The 15,440-nt window shown below is 52.0% G+C and carries 15 protein-coding genes; 10 read left to right on the forward strand and 5 right to left on the reverse strand.

Features of this window, described 5'->3' with window-relative positions:
- Positions 1-87: 87 nt before the first annotated feature.
- Positions 88-948 carry an undecaprenyl-diphosphate phosphatase gene (locus NSU18_RS30295; RefSeq protein WP_209871277.1) on the forward strand — a complete coding sequence of 287 codons (861 nt, stop codon included), beginning with the start codon at positions 88-90 and terminating at the stop codon, positions 946-948.
- 194 nt (positions 949-1,142) lie between these two features.
- The gene (gene metE / locus NSU18_RS30300; protein WP_341150831.1) at positions 1,143-3,443 is read left to right on the forward strand and encodes a 5-methyltetrahydropteroyltriglutamate--homocysteine S-methyltransferase; all 2,301 of its coding nucleotides are present in this window, start codon (positions 1,143-1,145) and stop codon (positions 3,441-3,443) included.
- 190 nt (positions 3,444-3,633) lie between these two features.
- Here metE and NSU18_RS30305 read toward each other — a convergent pair whose 3' ends face one another.
- Entirely contained in the window at positions 3,634-3,786 is a 153-nt protein-coding gene (locus NSU18_RS30305) for a DUF1540 domain-containing protein (RefSeq protein WP_076079942.1), read from the reverse strand.
- A gap of 370 nt (positions 3,787-4,156) precedes the next feature.
- Between NSU18_RS30305 and NSU18_RS30310 the strand changes: the two genes are divergently transcribed.
- On the forward strand, positions 4,157-5,296 hold the full coding sequence (locus NSU18_RS30310) for a DUF4349 domain-containing protein (protein ID WP_341150832.1): 1,140 nt from the start codon (positions 4,157-4,159) through the stop codon (positions 5,294-5,296).
- 239 nt (positions 5,297-5,535) lie between these two features.
- On the opposite strand, the gene msrA is transcribed toward NSU18_RS30310, so the two are convergent.
- The gene (gene msrA, locus NSU18_RS30315; protein ID WP_341150833.1) at positions 5,536-6,522 is read right to left on the reverse strand and encodes a peptide-methionine (S)-S-oxide reductase MsrA; all 987 of its coding nucleotides are present in this window, start codon (positions 6,520-6,522) and stop codon (positions 5,536-5,538) included.
- A gap of 98 nt (positions 6,523-6,620) precedes the next feature.
- Positions 6,621-7,232 carry a TVP38/TMEM64 family protein gene (locus NSU18_RS30320; RefSeq protein ID WP_341018039.1) on the reverse strand — a complete coding sequence of 204 codons (612 nt, stop codon included), beginning with the start codon at positions 7,230-7,232 and terminating at the stop codon, positions 6,621-6,623.
- Between the two features lie 160 nt (positions 7,233-7,392).
- Here NSU18_RS30320 and NSU18_RS30325 point away from each other — a divergent pair, with 160 nt between their 5' ends.
- The 4 genes from NSU18_RS30325 to NSU18_RS30340 all read left to right on the forward strand — a co-directional run bounded on the left by NSU18_RS30325 (position 7,393) and on the right by NSU18_RS30340 (position 10,238).
- On the forward strand, positions 7,393-8,328 hold the full coding sequence (locus NSU18_RS30325; protein ID WP_341150834.1) for a Gfo/Idh/MocA family protein: 936 nt from the start codon (positions 7,393-7,395) through the stop codon (positions 8,326-8,328).
- 32 nt (positions 8,329-8,360) lie between these two features.
- On the forward strand, positions 8,361-8,687 hold the full coding sequence (locus NSU18_RS30330; protein ID WP_341150835.1) for a hypothetical protein: 327 nt from the start codon (positions 8,361-8,363) through the stop codon (positions 8,685-8,687).
- 125 nt (positions 8,688-8,812) lie between these two features.
- A complete protein-coding gene (locus NSU18_RS30335) occupies positions 8,813-9,130 on the forward strand; it encodes a winged helix-turn-helix transcriptional regulator (protein WP_036698497.1) in 318 nt (105 codons plus the stop codon).
- 385 nt (positions 9,131-9,515) lie between these two features.
- Complete coding sequence (locus NSU18_RS30340) at positions 9,516-10,238, forward strand: hypothetical protein (RefSeq protein ID WP_341150836.1); 723 nt, start codon at positions 9,516-9,518, stop codon at positions 10,236-10,238.
- Positions 10,239-10,345: 107 nt separating this feature from the next.
- On the opposite strand, the gene NSU18_RS30345 is transcribed toward NSU18_RS30340, so the two are convergent.
- Together NSU18_RS30345 and NSU18_RS30350 are read right to left on the reverse strand one after the other, a co-directional pair.
- The gene (locus tag NSU18_RS30345; RefSeq protein WP_341018045.1) at positions 10,346-10,789 is read right to left on the reverse strand and encodes a DUF6773 family protein; all 444 of its coding nucleotides are present in this window, start codon (positions 10,787-10,789) and stop codon (positions 10,346-10,348) included.
- The gene (locus NSU18_RS30350; RefSeq protein WP_341018046.1) at positions 10,767-10,991 is read right to left on the reverse strand and encodes a helix-turn-helix transcriptional regulator; all 225 of its coding nucleotides are present in this window, start codon (positions 10,989-10,991) and stop codon (positions 10,767-10,769) included. The genes NSU18_RS30345 and NSU18_RS30350 overlap by 23 nt, the downstream gene beginning before the upstream one ends.
- A 226-nt stretch (positions 10,992-11,217) precedes the next feature.
- On the opposite strand from NSU18_RS30350, the gene ric reads away from it, so the two are divergent.
- The 3 genes from ric (at position 11,218) to nirB (ending at position 15,427) form a co-directional block, all read left to right on the forward strand.
- Positions 11,218-11,913: an iron-sulfur cluster repair di-iron protein gene (gene ric, locus NSU18_RS30355; protein WP_341018667.1), complete on the forward strand. Its 696-nt coding sequence runs from the start codon at positions 11,218-11,220 to the stop codon at positions 11,911-11,913.
- Between the two features lie 198 nt (positions 11,914-12,111).
- Entirely contained in the window at positions 12,112-12,732 is a 621-nt protein-coding gene (locus tag NSU18_RS30360) for a hypothetical protein (protein ID WP_341018048.1), read from the forward strand.
- A 268-nt stretch (positions 12,733-13,000) separates the two neighbouring features.
- Positions 13,001-15,427, forward strand: a complete 2,427-nt coding sequence (nirB, locus tag NSU18_RS30365; RefSeq protein ID WP_341018049.1) for a nitrite reductase large subunit NirB — start codon at positions 13,001-13,003, stop codon at positions 15,425-15,427.
- The last annotated feature ends 13 nt before the right edge of the window (positions 15,428-15,440 follow it).

The following is a 15,440-nucleotide window of genomic DNA, read 5'->3' on the forward strand; positions in this document are numbered from 1 at the left end:
TTGCAATAGTGCAAGAGGGTTGTAAGTTTCAGAAATAGCTGTGTGAGTTTACAATTATTATATTGAAAACAATAAAGGGGGATCGCCATGGAGCTGCTGACCATTGTCAAAGCAATCATCCTGGGAATTGTGGAAGGGCTGACCGAATTTGCTCCGGTATCCTCGACAGGCCATATGATCATCGTTGATGATATGTGGCTTAAATCGCAGGAATTCCTGGGGAAGTACACGGCCAACTCCTTCAAGGTAGTAATTCAATTAGGCTCTATTCTAGCGGTCGTTATTATTTTCCGTAACCGGTTCATTGATCTGCTGGGCCTCGGGAAGCTCAGCCGCAAGGATTTGGCCGTAGTGCCGGAAGGGCAGCGGCAGGCCCCCGCGGAAGGGCGGCTGAAGCTGACACATATCCTTGTCGGACTGCTACCGGCCGGAATTTTCGGATTTCTGCTGGAGGACTACATTGATGAGCATCTGTTCTCTACCTTTACTGTATTGATTGGACTTGTGGTTGGAGCATTGTTCATGATCTGTGCCGACCGTTTTGCGCCTGCGAATGCCCGGACTGAGAGTGTGGACCAAATTACATATAGGCAGGCGCTATCAGTCGGATTGATCCAATGTATCTCCCTGTGGCCGGGCTTCTCGCGGTCGGGCTCGACGATATCCGGCGGGGTTCTGCTGGGCATGAGCCACCGTGCGGCAGCCGATTTCACCTTCATCATGGCGGTGCCGATTATGGCCGGGGCGAGCCTGATTTCACTGCTGAAGAACTGGCAGTATTTCACGCTGGATGCCTTGCCGTTCTTCATTGCCGGGTTCATCAGCGCCTTCGTATTCGCACTGGTATCAATGCGTTTCTTCCTGAAGCTGATTAACCGGATCAAGCTACTGCCCTTCGCGATCTACCGGATTGTACTTGCGGGTGTGGTTTATCTGATCTGGTTCTGATTTCGCCGGGCTTCAGAGTCTTAGCTGCTCCTCCTTCATGGGGGTGCGGCTTTTTTTGGCGTTCTGCTATAGGGAATCTGTATAGCCGGATTGCGTGGAATCTGTTGCGGGGCGCGGGAGGCGTGCAGTAAGATGGCATCAGATTAAGGCTTGCAGGCATAAGGGCAGACCATTATACAGAGGAGTGGACAGCTATGAGTAAAGGAATCAAGACAAGCAGCCTCGGTTATCCGAGAATCGGAAAGAACCGTGAATGGAAGAAATTACTTGAGGCATATTGGGCCGGGAAAATCGATGAGCAGAACTTCCGCTCGCAGATGGAGGATATCCAGCTTCAGCATTTGCAGACCCAGCAGCAGGCCGGAGTTGATCTGATTCCGGTGGGCGATTTCACCTTCTATGACCATGTGTTGGATACCGCCGCTATGTTCGGGATCGTACCTGCGCGTTACGGATATAAGGGCGGAGAGATTCCGCTGGATCTGTATTTTGCCATGGCGCGCGGCAATGCAGGGGCCCCGGCCTGCGAGATGACCAAATGGTTCAATACGAACTACCATTACATTGTGCCTGAGATCGGGAGTCTGACTCCGGTATTGACAACGAATAAACCGCTGGCCGCCTACCGCTTCGCCAAGGAGCGGGCAGGTATTGAGGGCAAGCCGGTTATAGTCGGGCTGTATACCTTCCTGAAGCTGTCCAAGGGCTTCCCGGCAGCCGGCATCGCCGCCGTTGCCGCGCGCTTCCTCCCGCTGTATGTACAGCTGCTACAAGAGCTGCAGGCCGAAGGAGTAACCTGGGTACAGATCGATGAACCGGCAATTGTTACAGGCTTAACAGCTGAGGATACCGCACTGCTCCAGAACATTTACAGTGAGATTGCTGCTGCCGTACCTGGTCTGAACCTGATGCTGCAGACGTACTTCGAAGCTGCGGAGCCGCTTGAAGCATTGCTGGCGCTGCCCGTGCAGGGTCTGGGTCTTGACTTCGTCCATGACGGCGGCAAGAATCTGGAGTCGGTTGCACGCCTGGGCTGGCCGCAGGATAAGACACTAGGTGCCGGTATCCTTGACGGACGCAACATCTGGCGCGCCGATACCGATGCTAAGCTGGAGCTGGTAGCGAAGCTGCTGACCTATGTGCCTCAGGAGCAGTTGATTCTTCAGCCTGCCTCAAGCCTGCTGCATGTGCCTGTAACGGTTGAGGGCGAGGTCAAGCTGAAGGCTGCGGTCAAGAACGCCTTGGCGTTCGCCAATGAGAAGCTGGCTGAGCTGGTTCTGATTGCGGCAGCCACGAACGAAGGAAAAGAGCGTTATGCCGCTGAGCTGGAGCGCAGCCGTGAGGTGCTGGCCGTATTCCGTGCCCTGCCTGAGCGCGGGCGTGCGGATGTAGCCGAGCAGGTGCGTGCCCTTGCCCAGCTGCCGGACCACCGCAGCCTTCCGTTCGCCGAGCGTGTGAAGGTCCAGCAGGAGAAGTGGCGTCTGCCGCTGCTGCCGACCACGACCATCGGCAGCTTCCCGCAGACGGCTGAAGTCCGCCAGGCCCGTCTGAAATGGCGCAAGGGAGTCTGGAACCAGGAGCGTTATGACTTGTTCATCAAGCGGCAGATCGCTGAAGCGATTACGCTTCAGGAGGAGCTTGGTCTGGATGTGCTGGTGCACGGGGAATTCGAGCGTACGGATATGGTGGAGTTCTTCGGGGAGAAGCTGGCCGGCTATCTGTTCACCGCAGGCGGCTGGGTTCAGTCGTATGGCTCACGCTGCGTGAAGCCGCCGGTAATCTATGCCGACGTTGCTTTTATAGAGCCGATGACCGTCAAGGAAAGCGTGTATGCCCAGTCACTGACGAAGCTGCCTGTGAAGGGAATGCTGACCGGACCGGTGACGATCCTGAACTGGTCCTTTGTCCGCGATGATCTCAGCCGGGAAGCGGTGGCGGGACAAATCGCCCTCGCCTTGCGGCATGAAGTATCCGCCCTTGAGGAGGCTGGTATCGAGATGATCCAGGTCGATGAGCCGGCGATCCGCGAAGGTCTGCCGCTGAAGGCGAGAGATCATGAGTATTACCTGAATTGGGCGGTGAAATCCTTCCGGACCGCTACGAATCATGTCAAGGACACCACGCAGGTGCATACGCATATGTGCTACAGTGAATTTAATGACATGATCGCTTCAATCTCGGCGATGGATGCGGATGTCATCTCCATTGAGACCTCACGCAGCCATGGTGAGCTGATTGTCAGCTTCGAGGAGCAGGAATACGACAAGGGGATTGGACTGGGTGTGTATGATATCCACAGTCCGCGTGTACCGGTGGTAGAGGAGATGACTTCGGCCATCGAACGTGCGCTTCGCGTGCTGGATGTCCAGCAGTTCTGGATTAATCCCGACTGCGGACTGAAGACACGGGGCTGGGATGAGACCACTGGCGCACTGCGCAATATGGTGAAGGCCGCGGTCCTGGTGAGAGAGCAGCACGGCGCAGTGGCCCGTTAACAGGGCGGAGCTGTTCCGTTTAAAATCTTCAGATTTGCACAGAAAAACCACTGCAAGCGGGAGCGTATATCTCCTGTTGCAGTGGTTTTGTTTTTTGCAGGAAACACTTGATAATAATTCTCATTCTTGATAGAATGAGAAAAGAAAGAAGGAACCTGTGGAGGGCTCCTTCATATTCTGAAATCATTCATTATTTGCTTTCGAAGGTTTTGCAATCTGTTTCCTCAGATTGTGTAGGCTGCTTGGAGCTGTGGTAAGCAACGAAGATGGATTCAGCGTTGCATTTGTTCTCTTCAGCCCAGTAGGTGCAAGAATTAACTGCGCACAATACGTCTTTTGCCATGAGGGTTCACCTCCTCTTGTAGTAGTAGGCAACATAAATCGGCAAGAAATCAATACAGCTGCCCGGGCAAGGTGGAGCTTGTCCGAATAGCGCCATAACCTTATTCTATGCGAATAGGGTTTTTGGTGTTTTTTTGCCGTTTTATCATCGTAATTGTAACAAATACAGAGACATTACGCAAACAAGGCTATACAGGGAAATTCATCGCTGAATGGTCTTTTTTGTTATTTTCCGTAAATGGCTGCAACCTTCCAGCTTTTGGAACGTCAAGAGGGATAAGCGCGGAACGGACCGATACAGATAACGGCCTTTCGCCGTGGAAGCTGAAGTACCGGAAGCAGAATACTATTACTTTAATGGAGGAATGAGCATGCGAAAATGGGGTCTGCATTACTTATTGTATCTAGTGGTTGTAGCCATAGTTCTGGCGGGATGCGGCGCGTCGAGTAATAATTCAGATTCGGCAGCGAATACAGACAGCGCGTTCAGAAATGAAGCAGCATCAGAAGGATCAGCGGAGAGTGCGCCTGCAGCGGTAGAGGGTAAGGAGGATAGTCTGGCTAACACGGCGATGGCTGTCAATGATCAGGCTGCAGTGAAGGGCGGCGGCGGAAATTCGGCACTCCCTGGGGCCGTTGCTGGGCAAGGAACAGATGCTTCTGCCGGATTCACCGGCACCGATGTGGTAGCAGGGCTGAACAAGAAGCTGATCTACAAGGCGAACCTCAATATGGAGGTAAGCGACTACGGGGCAGCGCAGACGGAAGTGCGGAATATGGTCACTCTGGCCGGCGGCTACATTATCGAATTCTCAGAGAATATGTCTGAATATGAACAGGGCGGAACCTTTATCCTGAAAGTGCCTGCGGCGGGCTTCTCTCCGTTCCTGAACAATCTGGAGAAGATTAAGCATGAGAAGCTCCAGAGAAGCATCCAGGGGCAGGATGTGTCGGAGGAATATGTGGACCTGGAGTCACGCCTTAAGGCGAAGCAGATGATGGAGGCACAATATATTGATTTTATGAAAAAAGCGACCAAACCAGCCGATCTCGTCCAGTTCGCTAACCAGCTTGGGGAAATTCAGGAGCAAATTGAACAGATTAAAGGCAGAATGCGGTATATCGATCAGAACGTATCGTTCTCTACAGTGGAGCTCCGCCTCTACCAGACCGAGAAGAGTCTTACCCTTACGAAGAGTAATGCCCAGGGACCGCTGGGTGAACGGGCTTCGGAAGCACTCAAGAGCAGCTTGAAGGCGTTGTCTGTGATGTTCCAGTGGCTTGTTGTTGTACTGGCGGCTGCGCTCCCCGTCCTGCTGGTAGCTGGAGTGGTGGTTGCACTGGTGCTCTGGTTACGGAAAAGCTTCAAACGGCGCCAGCCCGCGCACCTTGAACAGGCGCGGCAGGGCGGCAATCGTCTGTCTGACCGGGAATCGCAGCCTCATCCTGAAGTGGCACCTGTAGTTCCGGCCGCACCGGAAGAGGAGAATACGGGTAAGCAGAACAAGTAGAACGGAATGCACAAATAAACATAAGGATCATTTATGTAAAGAATAAAGCCTCCATACCCGATGAATTCGGGCTGGAGGCTTTGTTTTGTTCGGGAATTATGATCTTCTTCTGTTGTGGGCGTGTGGCCCGAATGTATGTGGAAAACAGCATACATTCGGGCCAAAGGTAAGTTATGCAATACATGAAGCTATAGCTTGAGGCTATCTATTGGAGGGCAGGCAAGCCGGAATCTCCAGCCTTAAACATGCTGGAAGAGCACACGATACTCGCCGTAGCCTTCCTTCTCCAGATCCTCTTTGGGAACAAAGCGCAGGGCTGCCGAGTTGATGCAGTACCGCAGTCCGTTCGCGCCAGGGCCGTCATTGAACACATGGCCCAAGTGGGAATCCGCTGTCTTGCTGCGTACCTCAGTGCGGACCATCAGGTGGCTGAGATCGCTTTTCTCCTTGACCGCGTAGTCCCGGATCGGACGCGTGAAGCTCGGCCAGCCGCAGCCGGAATCATACTTGTCCTCTGAGCTGAACAGCGGCTCCCCGGAGACAATATCCACATAGATCCCGTCCCCATGGTGATCCCAGAATTCGTTGCGGAACGGAGATTCCGTTGCGCTGTTCTGCGTCACTTCATATTGAAGCGGAGTCAGGCGTTCCTTCAGGCTCTGCGGGTCCTCCTTATGGGTCCAGTGGGCTTCGATGAACGCTTCCCGGCCTGAACCTTTACGGTAACGCTTGTAATGGCCGGGATTCTTGTGATGATAGCCCTGATGATATTCTTCAGCGGGATAGAAGGGCTTAGCCGGAAGAATAGGCGTTACAATGGGAGCGGAGAATCGTCCGCTGGCTTGAAGAGCCGCCTTGGAAGCCTCTGCCTGCTGGCGCTGCTCCTCCGAATGGGTGAAGATGGCCGTTCCATAAGAAGTGCCGCGGTCATGGAATTGTCCTCCGGCATCGGTGGGGTCAATCTGTTGCCAGAACAGCTCAAGCAGCTTGCTATATGGGAAAATATCCGGATTGAACGTAATCTGTACCGCCTCAACATGTCCGGTCGTTTCCGAGCATACCTCTTCGTAGGTCGGATTTACAGTATGTCCGCCTGTATAGCCGGAGATAATTTTGACAATGCCGGGAAGCTCTTCAAAAGGGGATACCATACACCAGAAGCATCCACCGGCGAAGGTGGCTTGCTCGGTCTTGAAATTTATAGAATCAGCTTGAAATTCACTCATTGTTATCCCTCCATCTGTAGAATGCAATTAAATAGATCACAATTTAATTATAAATCAAATAGAGGCTTACTGCCAGCATGCCTGATATTCTTGAAGCGTCAGCGGCCCGCAGAAGGACGGCGGCGCATGGACAATCCGGCCACAGCCAGTACGGCAATATACACGATTATAGCTACAGCGGCACTTCGCGGATGCTGGAACATCTGTCCTCCGAGGAAGGCGTAGAGGGCGATGCCGGGGATTTTGCCAAGTGCGGTGGCTCCAAGATAGCTCCAGAAAGGCAGTCCGGCGGCACCGGCGTAGATATTCACAGCCATCTGCGGGATAAACGGTGCCAGCCGGGCAATCACTACGGATGCAAAAGGACGCTGCTCCACAGCGGACACAAATCTGTCCAGCGCCGAAATTCTGCTTAGATAGGCCATAGATTTGCTCCGGAACATGGATGCAACGACTCCATAGACAAGGGCTGCCGCTATTGTAGTTGCACTCCAGCAGATTAACGCTCCTGCGAAGCTTCCATAAGCATATCCGAACAGACCGATAATCAGCTTATAGGGCAGGACCGGAAACAAGGCCAGCACTGTGGCGGCGAGCATGGACAAATACAAAGGATGATCCTCTCTAAGCCAGGCCAGAAGTTCATACCTGTAGATAAACGCGAGGATTATGCACGAAACATATAGAATAACCGTTAGCCATTTTCTCATTATACTATGCCCCTTCTTCACTCCATCCATTTCATCATACTGAAAAAAAAGCAATTAAAGCAATTATTGAAGCAAAGATCATTGTTCCCGCAGCATGTCACGGTATAATACATCTATAAGGGAATAGAAATTCCCCCATTATGTAAGGGAGATGCTGTTAATGAAACAATCTGTCCGCAAGAGAGTGGCCCTGATCGGCATTGGCGATATTGCCCGTAAAGTCTATTTGCCGCTGCTCTCCCGGCATGATCAGGCCGAGGTGGTGGGGGTGCTCAGCCATTCCTCTGCTACGGTTGAGCGGGCAGTCCAGGCTTATCGCCTTCAGCGGGGCACAACCGAGCTTACGGAGCTGCTGTCCTGGGATCTGGATGCTGTGTTCATACATAGTCCTACAACTACACATTATGAGTTGGTGACCTCTTGTCTCGCGCATGGTGTGTCCGTGTATGTGGACAAGCCGCTCTCCTATGATCTGGAGGAATCCCGCCGGATGGCAGAGCTTGCTGAGAACAAGGGGCTGCTGCTGGGCGTGGGTTTCAACCGCCGCTATGCTCCGATGTATACCGCCGCCAAATCCTGGCTGCTTAAGGCCGGAGGCATCAGCCAATCCACCGCAGTCAAACACAGGACGAAGCTGCAGCAGGGCAGCAGCCATGAGACGGTCCATGATGACCTGATCCATATGCTGGATCTGCTGCTCTGGCTGTCCGGCGGGGATTATGAGCTGCTGCATAGCAGCCTGAGGGCTGATGCGGAGGGCAGGCTTCTGCAGGCTTCGGGAATGCTGGGCTGGGAGAACGGCACCACCGGCCATTACAGCATGGTCCGGGATGCCGGGGCCGATCTGGAGAAGCTGGAGCTGCACGGACATGGCAGATCGGTTGAGGTGACGGACATGGAACGGGTTATATTATATGAGCAGGGGTCGTTGCCGCGCACGCAGAACTTCGGCAGCTGGGATACTGTGCTGGAGCGCAGAGGCTTCAGCGGAGCGGTCAGCCATTATCTCAGCAATATAGCGACACCGGAGCAGTGCGGCATTTCCGCTTCGGCCGTATTGCCAAGCCATGAATTAGCAGCAAGACTAAGCCGCTGAGCGGTCAGATTCGCAGCAGAGAGGAGAACAACATGGAGGATTATGACAACAAGTCGATGGAAGAGCGGATCATCGAGAGCTATAAGCGGGATGAGGAAATGATGATTCTCGTATTTGCCCAGTGGTGTGTGAATAACAGGCTGGACCCGCATGCCCTGTATCTGCAGGCTTATCCGCAGCAGGAGGGCAACCAGGCGCTGGCCAATGCGCTGGCCCTGACGGTACCCGCAGAGGAGGCCGGGTTCATCTCCGATGATACTGTGCTGGGGGTACTCTCTCTCTATAGTAACGATGATCTTGCCTATGTGGTTACAGAGGCCATCCAGCTAAGAAGCAAGGCAGAAGACACCAAGGATTGAGAGCGGAAATATAATAATAGTGGTTAATGAACTTTTTTTTGGCAAACGATGTTCATTCCAGAATAAATGTGGTAAAATTATATATACTAACTAATTGTAAGCTTCATAAGTGAGAGGTGATAACCATGGAAGAACATCAATTGACGATGTGCCCGAGATTTGAGACGGCTTTCTCGTTTCTGGGCAAGCGTTGGAACGGTCTCATTATTCAGACCTTGATGAGCGGCCCCAAGCGGTTCAAGGATATTTCCGGACTGATTCCGTCAATGAGCGATAAGATGCTGTCCGAGCGCATGAAGGATCTGGAATGCGAGGGCATTCTGGTACGGCATGTGTACCCGGAGACACCGGTGCGCATTGAGTATGAATTAACAGTGAAGGGCCGTGCGCTTGAGCCGGTCATGCAGCAAATCCAGTCCTGGGCCGAGAGCTGGGTGGAGTAGCAATACCGTAATATATATGAGACAGCCTCTTGCCCGGTATCCGGGTAAGGGGCTTTTCATATGCTGTTCTGCTTGAAATATAAGAACTTATAGGTTTCACACGATAACTTATCCTTCTATTTTTCGCTGAAACGGTACCATCCTTTATAAGGACGGCAAAGCCGTTTCCGCTTGTTTATGCAGGTTTTGCCCAAATAAACCTTGCACTTAAGCCCTACCTGTGTAATATAATAGAACATACTAAATATTACGGATGTGTGGAAGCGTTAACAAAAGTAGGAAAAGCCCAGGGTTATATGTCAGGCGGATGCTTACGGGATGTGTTTTGGACGATGCTGATGGAAGGGAAGCGGAGGGCTTACACAACTTTTAGGAGGCGAGGACTATGACCATCACCTTGTTTTCCCGGGAAATAACCTATGGAAAAAAGGATGTCGCCGAACTGGAGACTGCTTCGATTAAAGTGCAGCTGATCTATGACAAGGTGTTATTCATGCTTCATAACCATCTCCCGGATTCTCTGTGGGATGCATGGATCGGTGTGCCTTATGAGATCATTTCTTCTCTATATAAAGGGGACAATGACAGCGGGAGTGTGTTTCAGAAATGGATTCAAGGCCCATCCGGCTGGAAATGCATCGGCTGTGAACGGCATTGTCTGGAGCCTGTAACGGCAAGAGGAGGGAGTGGCTCAAATGCTCAGCGCCGTTTTACTTTTCATAATGGAATTAGTCAGAGCATGGTACTTCAAGCTGTAATCTGGTCTATGTATGAGAACACCCGGCTGCTTCAGCCTTACTTGGGGGAGGAGGCTTTTCTAAGTGAGGAGGATATGGAGCTAATCTCTGTATACTTCGTGCCAACCTATCTGACTCCGGCACCGCTCATCGAATTGAACAAGCCAGCCAAAGAATATAAGGACAAGAACATCAGAGTGTATCAGGAATGGATATCTGCCCCCGATCTGGTGCTGCAGTGGAACGGCGGCCTGACCGAAGGCAGATGGATGACGGGTGTATATGTGGATCATTCACGGTTCGCCGGACTTGGCCCTTACCTGAAGGATGCGCAGGGCAAGCGGACTTATATGCAGGCGACGGTTCAATAAACAAGGTAAACTCGAAAAAAGACTTGAACTTGAAGCGAGGTCGTCACTGCGGTGAACATTTGGACTTCCGGCCGCTGCCCAGTTTGGATTTCCTGATATTAACCGCTCTACTCCGCCCGGTTATTCCTACGCCGGATCAAGTACACAGTGCTTAAGATGACCAGTCCTGCTGTAACAGAAATGATTAGTATTACCGTCCCGTTCGCACCGCCGTTAGCTGCGGATTGGGCGGTTGGATTCACGAAGGTAACAATAAGAATACAGGCCGCCACCACAATGGCCAGTACTGCACCGGCTATGCTTTTCCCGCCTATTCCGCTCTGCCTGCCGTCAGGTCCTACATACGCACCGCTCCAGATCAGCCGTACCAGATAGGAACCCACACCCAGCATGAAGATTGTGTAATTGCTAAGCGGATACTCCAGCCACTTCATTCCGTAGTTTTGCAGCCCCATGTCTGCCAGCAACAAGAATGCCATCAAAAGAAATGCCTGATTCCCCGCCTTGTGACGCTTCTGCAGTTGTCTCTCATCCAGGTTCGTTCTGCTCATCCTTCGTTCCCTCCCAAAATAGTTGATCCAGTGTCTTCCCAAGTGTTTCACAAATGTCAATGCACAGCCTCAGGGTGGGGTTGTAATCACCGTTCTCAATCGCGATAATCGTCTGCCTTGTGACCCCCACGGCATCTGCGAGTTGTTTTTGCGACATGTCTTTTGCCGCTCTGGAGGCTTTGAGCCTTAAGTTTTTCCCCATTCCCTCACCTCACGCATATTGTAAAATATATAAAACAAAATGTCTAGTATATTTAACATTGGGATACTGAAATTTCACGTTCATTAAAATTTGTTATATTCAGTGCGTACAATCACAAGTTTGGCCAAAGGCCAGTGATAAGGTGTAGAAGTGAAAAGCAGCACAAACCTACATCTTAACCTGAGGAGGGGCCAACATGGCGTCCAATCAATTAAACGATACAACAATTCATCCCGGGTTCACCCCGGAAGCAATGGTCAGAGATATTGTCCTGCAGTTCCCCAAAGCTGCAGATTATTTCAAAGCACAGCGGATCGATTTCTGCTGCGGAGGTGCCAAGCCGCTGGCTGAAGCTGCGGCCGAGAAGGGTCTTGATCCGGCAGCAATGGTACAGGAGCTGAACAAGCTGCAGGAACAGCATCCGGTGCTGGAAGAGGATACCTCATGGAACGAGGCTTCGTCAGAGGAGCTGGTGGATTATATTGTGAACAAGCATCACCGTTACCTGCGTGAAGAGCTTCCGCTAATCAGCCAGAATGTAACCAAGGTGTTCCGCGTTCACGGTGAGGATTCACCGCATCTGGGAGAAATGCACCGCCTGTTCAATATGCTGCGTGAAGAGCTGCTGCAGCATACGGCGAAGGAAGAAGAGAGCGAATTCCCTAAGATGCTGGCTTACACTCAGAACCCGAGCGAAGAAGGACTTGCTGAGCTGCGCGGATTGCTGCATAATCTGGAAGCCGAGCATGACGGGGCCGGAGAGATTCTGCGTGAGCTGCGCAGAGTTACTAATGACTACACACCGCCCGCACATGCCTGCACGACTTATCGTCTGACCTATGCCCGTCTTGAAGAGCTGGAAGGCATGACCTTTGAGCATGTGCATCTGGAGAACAACATCCTGTTCCTGCGTTATCAATAGAATCTGCTGCAAGGTAAAAGTCCCTTCGGGGGCTTTTTACTTTATATACCGGGAGAAATGATTTGAGAACCCTTCCTCTATGCGTTATCCTTAAAGAGTCTGGGAAAATACATATGAAGGCGGTGCCGTGGGATGTCCACGAAATGGATTCGCTTAATGCTGTGCCTTCTCTTGCTGGCCGCGGCAAGCGGTTGTGGCTTGGGATCAGGGAATGGCGGCAGCAGTAACGGGGGCCAGGGATTAACCTTTTCGGTTAAGGTAGGGGACAGCGAAATGGCCGGGAGCTCGGCCAGATTGCTTAACGAAGCTTACGTACCCGGAAATTCATTAATAGAGCTGTTCAAGAAGAGCGGCGTTGTTACTTTTTCAGCGGATGGAACTAGTATTCTTGAGGTGAACAAGGTCTCCCTGGGTGAGGATATGAGCTGGGAGATTCAGGTGAACGGCAAGAAGGTTCAAGAGCTGAATACGGCCCTGGAGCCGGGTTCAGCCATTACGATGTCAGCAGGGCCTGCCGGAACCGGAAAGCTGTTTCAGCCTGTCATCATCACGGTGAACGGGGGGAGTGAGCAGCCGGAGCTGACACATTCGCATGTGCTTTCTTTCATGCAGGATATGTCCGTCAAGGGACTGCTCAAGAATAGCGGTATGGTCCGGCTTGCTGAGGATAACCGTACCGTTCTTACTGTAATGGAATATACCCCGCTCAGCAGCGAGGAATGGAGACTGAAGGTCAACGACAAAGGGCTGCTCGGCAATGGTGTGGACATGAAGCTCAGTCCGCAGGACAAGCTGGAGATTTCTCTGGTACTGAAATAAGCGAATGAAGTAAATGAGTGAGAGTGTGTACCCGATGAACGGATATCTGTGCGAAACTGCATGGGTATCCGTTTTTTTGAATAATAAATCTCTATGCTTCACGCCATAAGTTGTCCAGCATAAGGACTGCGAACTCGCCTCCACTTGTGTGAAAAAATTCACATAAGGTGTGACTGTGGTCACACTTGCCATGGAATGGGGGACAGTATAATTTCTCTATCAGGTAAAGTTATTGAAGAAATCAGAATTTCAGAAGGAGGGTCTACCAGTGGCAGCGGAAAGAGAAAAGTTAGTGCTGATTGGGAATGGCATGGCGGGAGTAGGCACTATTGAGCAGATTCTGAAGCTGGGCGGCGCTTATGATATTACTGTCTTCGGCAGTGAGCCGCATCCCAACTATAACCGGATTATGTTGTCCTATGTACTTGAAGGCAGCAAAACGATTGAAGACATCATTCTCAATGATCTCGGGTGGTATGAAGATAATCATATTACACTGCATACCGGCACAACGGTTACCCGGATCGATGAACAGAACAAAGTAATATTGACCGATAATGGACTGGCGGTTCCTTACGATAAAGCAATTATTGCAACAGGCTCGAATTCTTTCATTCTACCCGTACCCGGCAGCACTAAGGATGGGGTAGTCGGCTTCCGCGATATCGCGGACTGCGATGCGATGCTGGCAGCGGCGAAGCAGTACCGCACGGCGGCTGTTATCGGCGGAGGACTGCTGGGTCTTGAAGCGGCGAAGGGCCTGGTCAATCTGGGCATGGATGTTACCGTTGTGCATCTGCTGGAGGATCTGATGGAGCGTCAGCTGGACCGCACCGCTTCTTCAATGCTACAGGCAGAGCTTACACGACAAGGTGTGAAATTCGCCATGGGCAAGCAGACGGTTGAATTGACCGGCGAAGAACGGGTTACCGGTCTGCGCTTCAGTGACGGCAGTGTGCTGCCGGCAGAGTTTGTAGTAATGGCTGTGGGAATCAAGCCGAATGTCCAGCTTGCGAAGGACAGCGGAATCACTGTTAACCGCGGGATCGTAGTTGACGATTATATGCAGACTTCTATGGCAGATGTGTATTCTGTCGGCGAATGTACAGAGCACCGGGGAACCTGCTACGGACTCGTTGCACCGCTATTCGAGCAGGGCATGGTTCTCGCCAAGCATCTGTCAGGTGTACAGACTCCAGGTTACGAAGGATCGGTTGTAGCAACCAAGCTCAAAATTTCCGGGGTAGATGTATTCTCCGCCGGTGAATTCACCGAAACGCCGGAGCATACCGTTATTTCTGCCAAGGATGAATGGAAGCGAACCTACAAGAAGATTTTGCTTAAGGATAATGTGATTGTCGGTGCCGTTCTGTTCGGTGATGTAACGGAATCTGCGAACCTGCAGAAGCTTGTGAAAAACAGCACAGAGATGACGAATGAAATCTATGATGAGGTTATGGGCACAAGCTGCTGCGGCGGAGGAGGAGCCAAGAAGGGGATGTCCGTTGAAGCGATGGCTGATGAAGAAATCGTCTGCGGCTGTAACGGCGTAACCAAAAAAGCGATTGTGGATGCTGTTACGGAGAACGGCTTCACTACGGTGGATGAGATCAAAGCCTGCACGGGTGCAACCCGCTCCTGCGGCGGCTGTAAGCCGGTGGTGGAGCAGATTCTGCAATTCGTTCTCGGAGACAGCTTCCAGCAGAGCGCCAAGCAGGGAATCTGCAGCTGCACCTCGCTTAGCCGGGATGAGATCGTAGCCGAGATTACGGCAAAAGGCCTCCGGACCACCAAGGAAGTCATGCATGTCCTGGACTGGAAGCAGGCAGAAGGCTGTTCCAAATGCCGCCCGGCAGTGAACTATTATCTGGGGATGATCTACCCTGACACTCATGAGGACGAGAAGGAATCCCGGTTCGTCAATGAACGGATGAGCGCCAATATTCAGAAGGACGGAACTTATACCGTTATCCCGCGGATGTATGGCGGGGTGACCACTCCTGAGGATTTGAAGCGGATTGCCGATGTGTCCCTGAAGTATGATGTGAAGGTTGTGAAGGTAACGGGCGGACAACGCCTTGACCTGATCGGTGTCAAAAAAGAAGATGTACCTAAGGTATGGGAGGAGCTGGATATGCCGTCCGGCTATGGTTATGCCAAGTCGTTGCGTACGGTCAAAACTTGCGTGGGCTCGCAGTTCTGCCGCTTCGGTACACAGGATTCCATGGGCATGGGCGCTATGCTTGAGCGTAAATATGAGCGGCTGGATATGCCGGCCAAGTTCAAGATGGCGGTTAACGGTTGTCCGCGTAACTGTGCAGAATCCTGCACGAAGGATATTGGGATTGTCGGCAACGACGGCGGCTGGGAAGTGTTCATCGGCGGTAACGGCGGGATTAAGCCGCGCATCGCAGATGCCTTCTGCAAGGTGAAGACCGACGAGGAACTGGTTGAGGTCTGCTCCGCTGTCATCCAGTACTACCGTGAGACCGGTAATTATCTGGAGAGAACCTCCGAATGGGTAGAGCGGATGGGTCTTGAGCAGATCCAGACCGTGGTTATGGGTAATGACGACAACCGTAAAGAGCTTGCGGCACGTATTGACTTTGCTCTGGCCCAGGTGAGTGATCCTTGGCGGAAAATGCTGGATGACAAAAACACCCGCACCGCGCTGTTCGAAGAGACACAGGTATAGTCTAAAGGGAGAG

This window comes from Paenibacillus sp. FSL H8-0048, assembly GCF_038002825.1.
Classification (GTDB): Bacteria; Bacillota; Bacilli; order Paenibacillales; family Paenibacillaceae; genus Paenibacillus_AQ.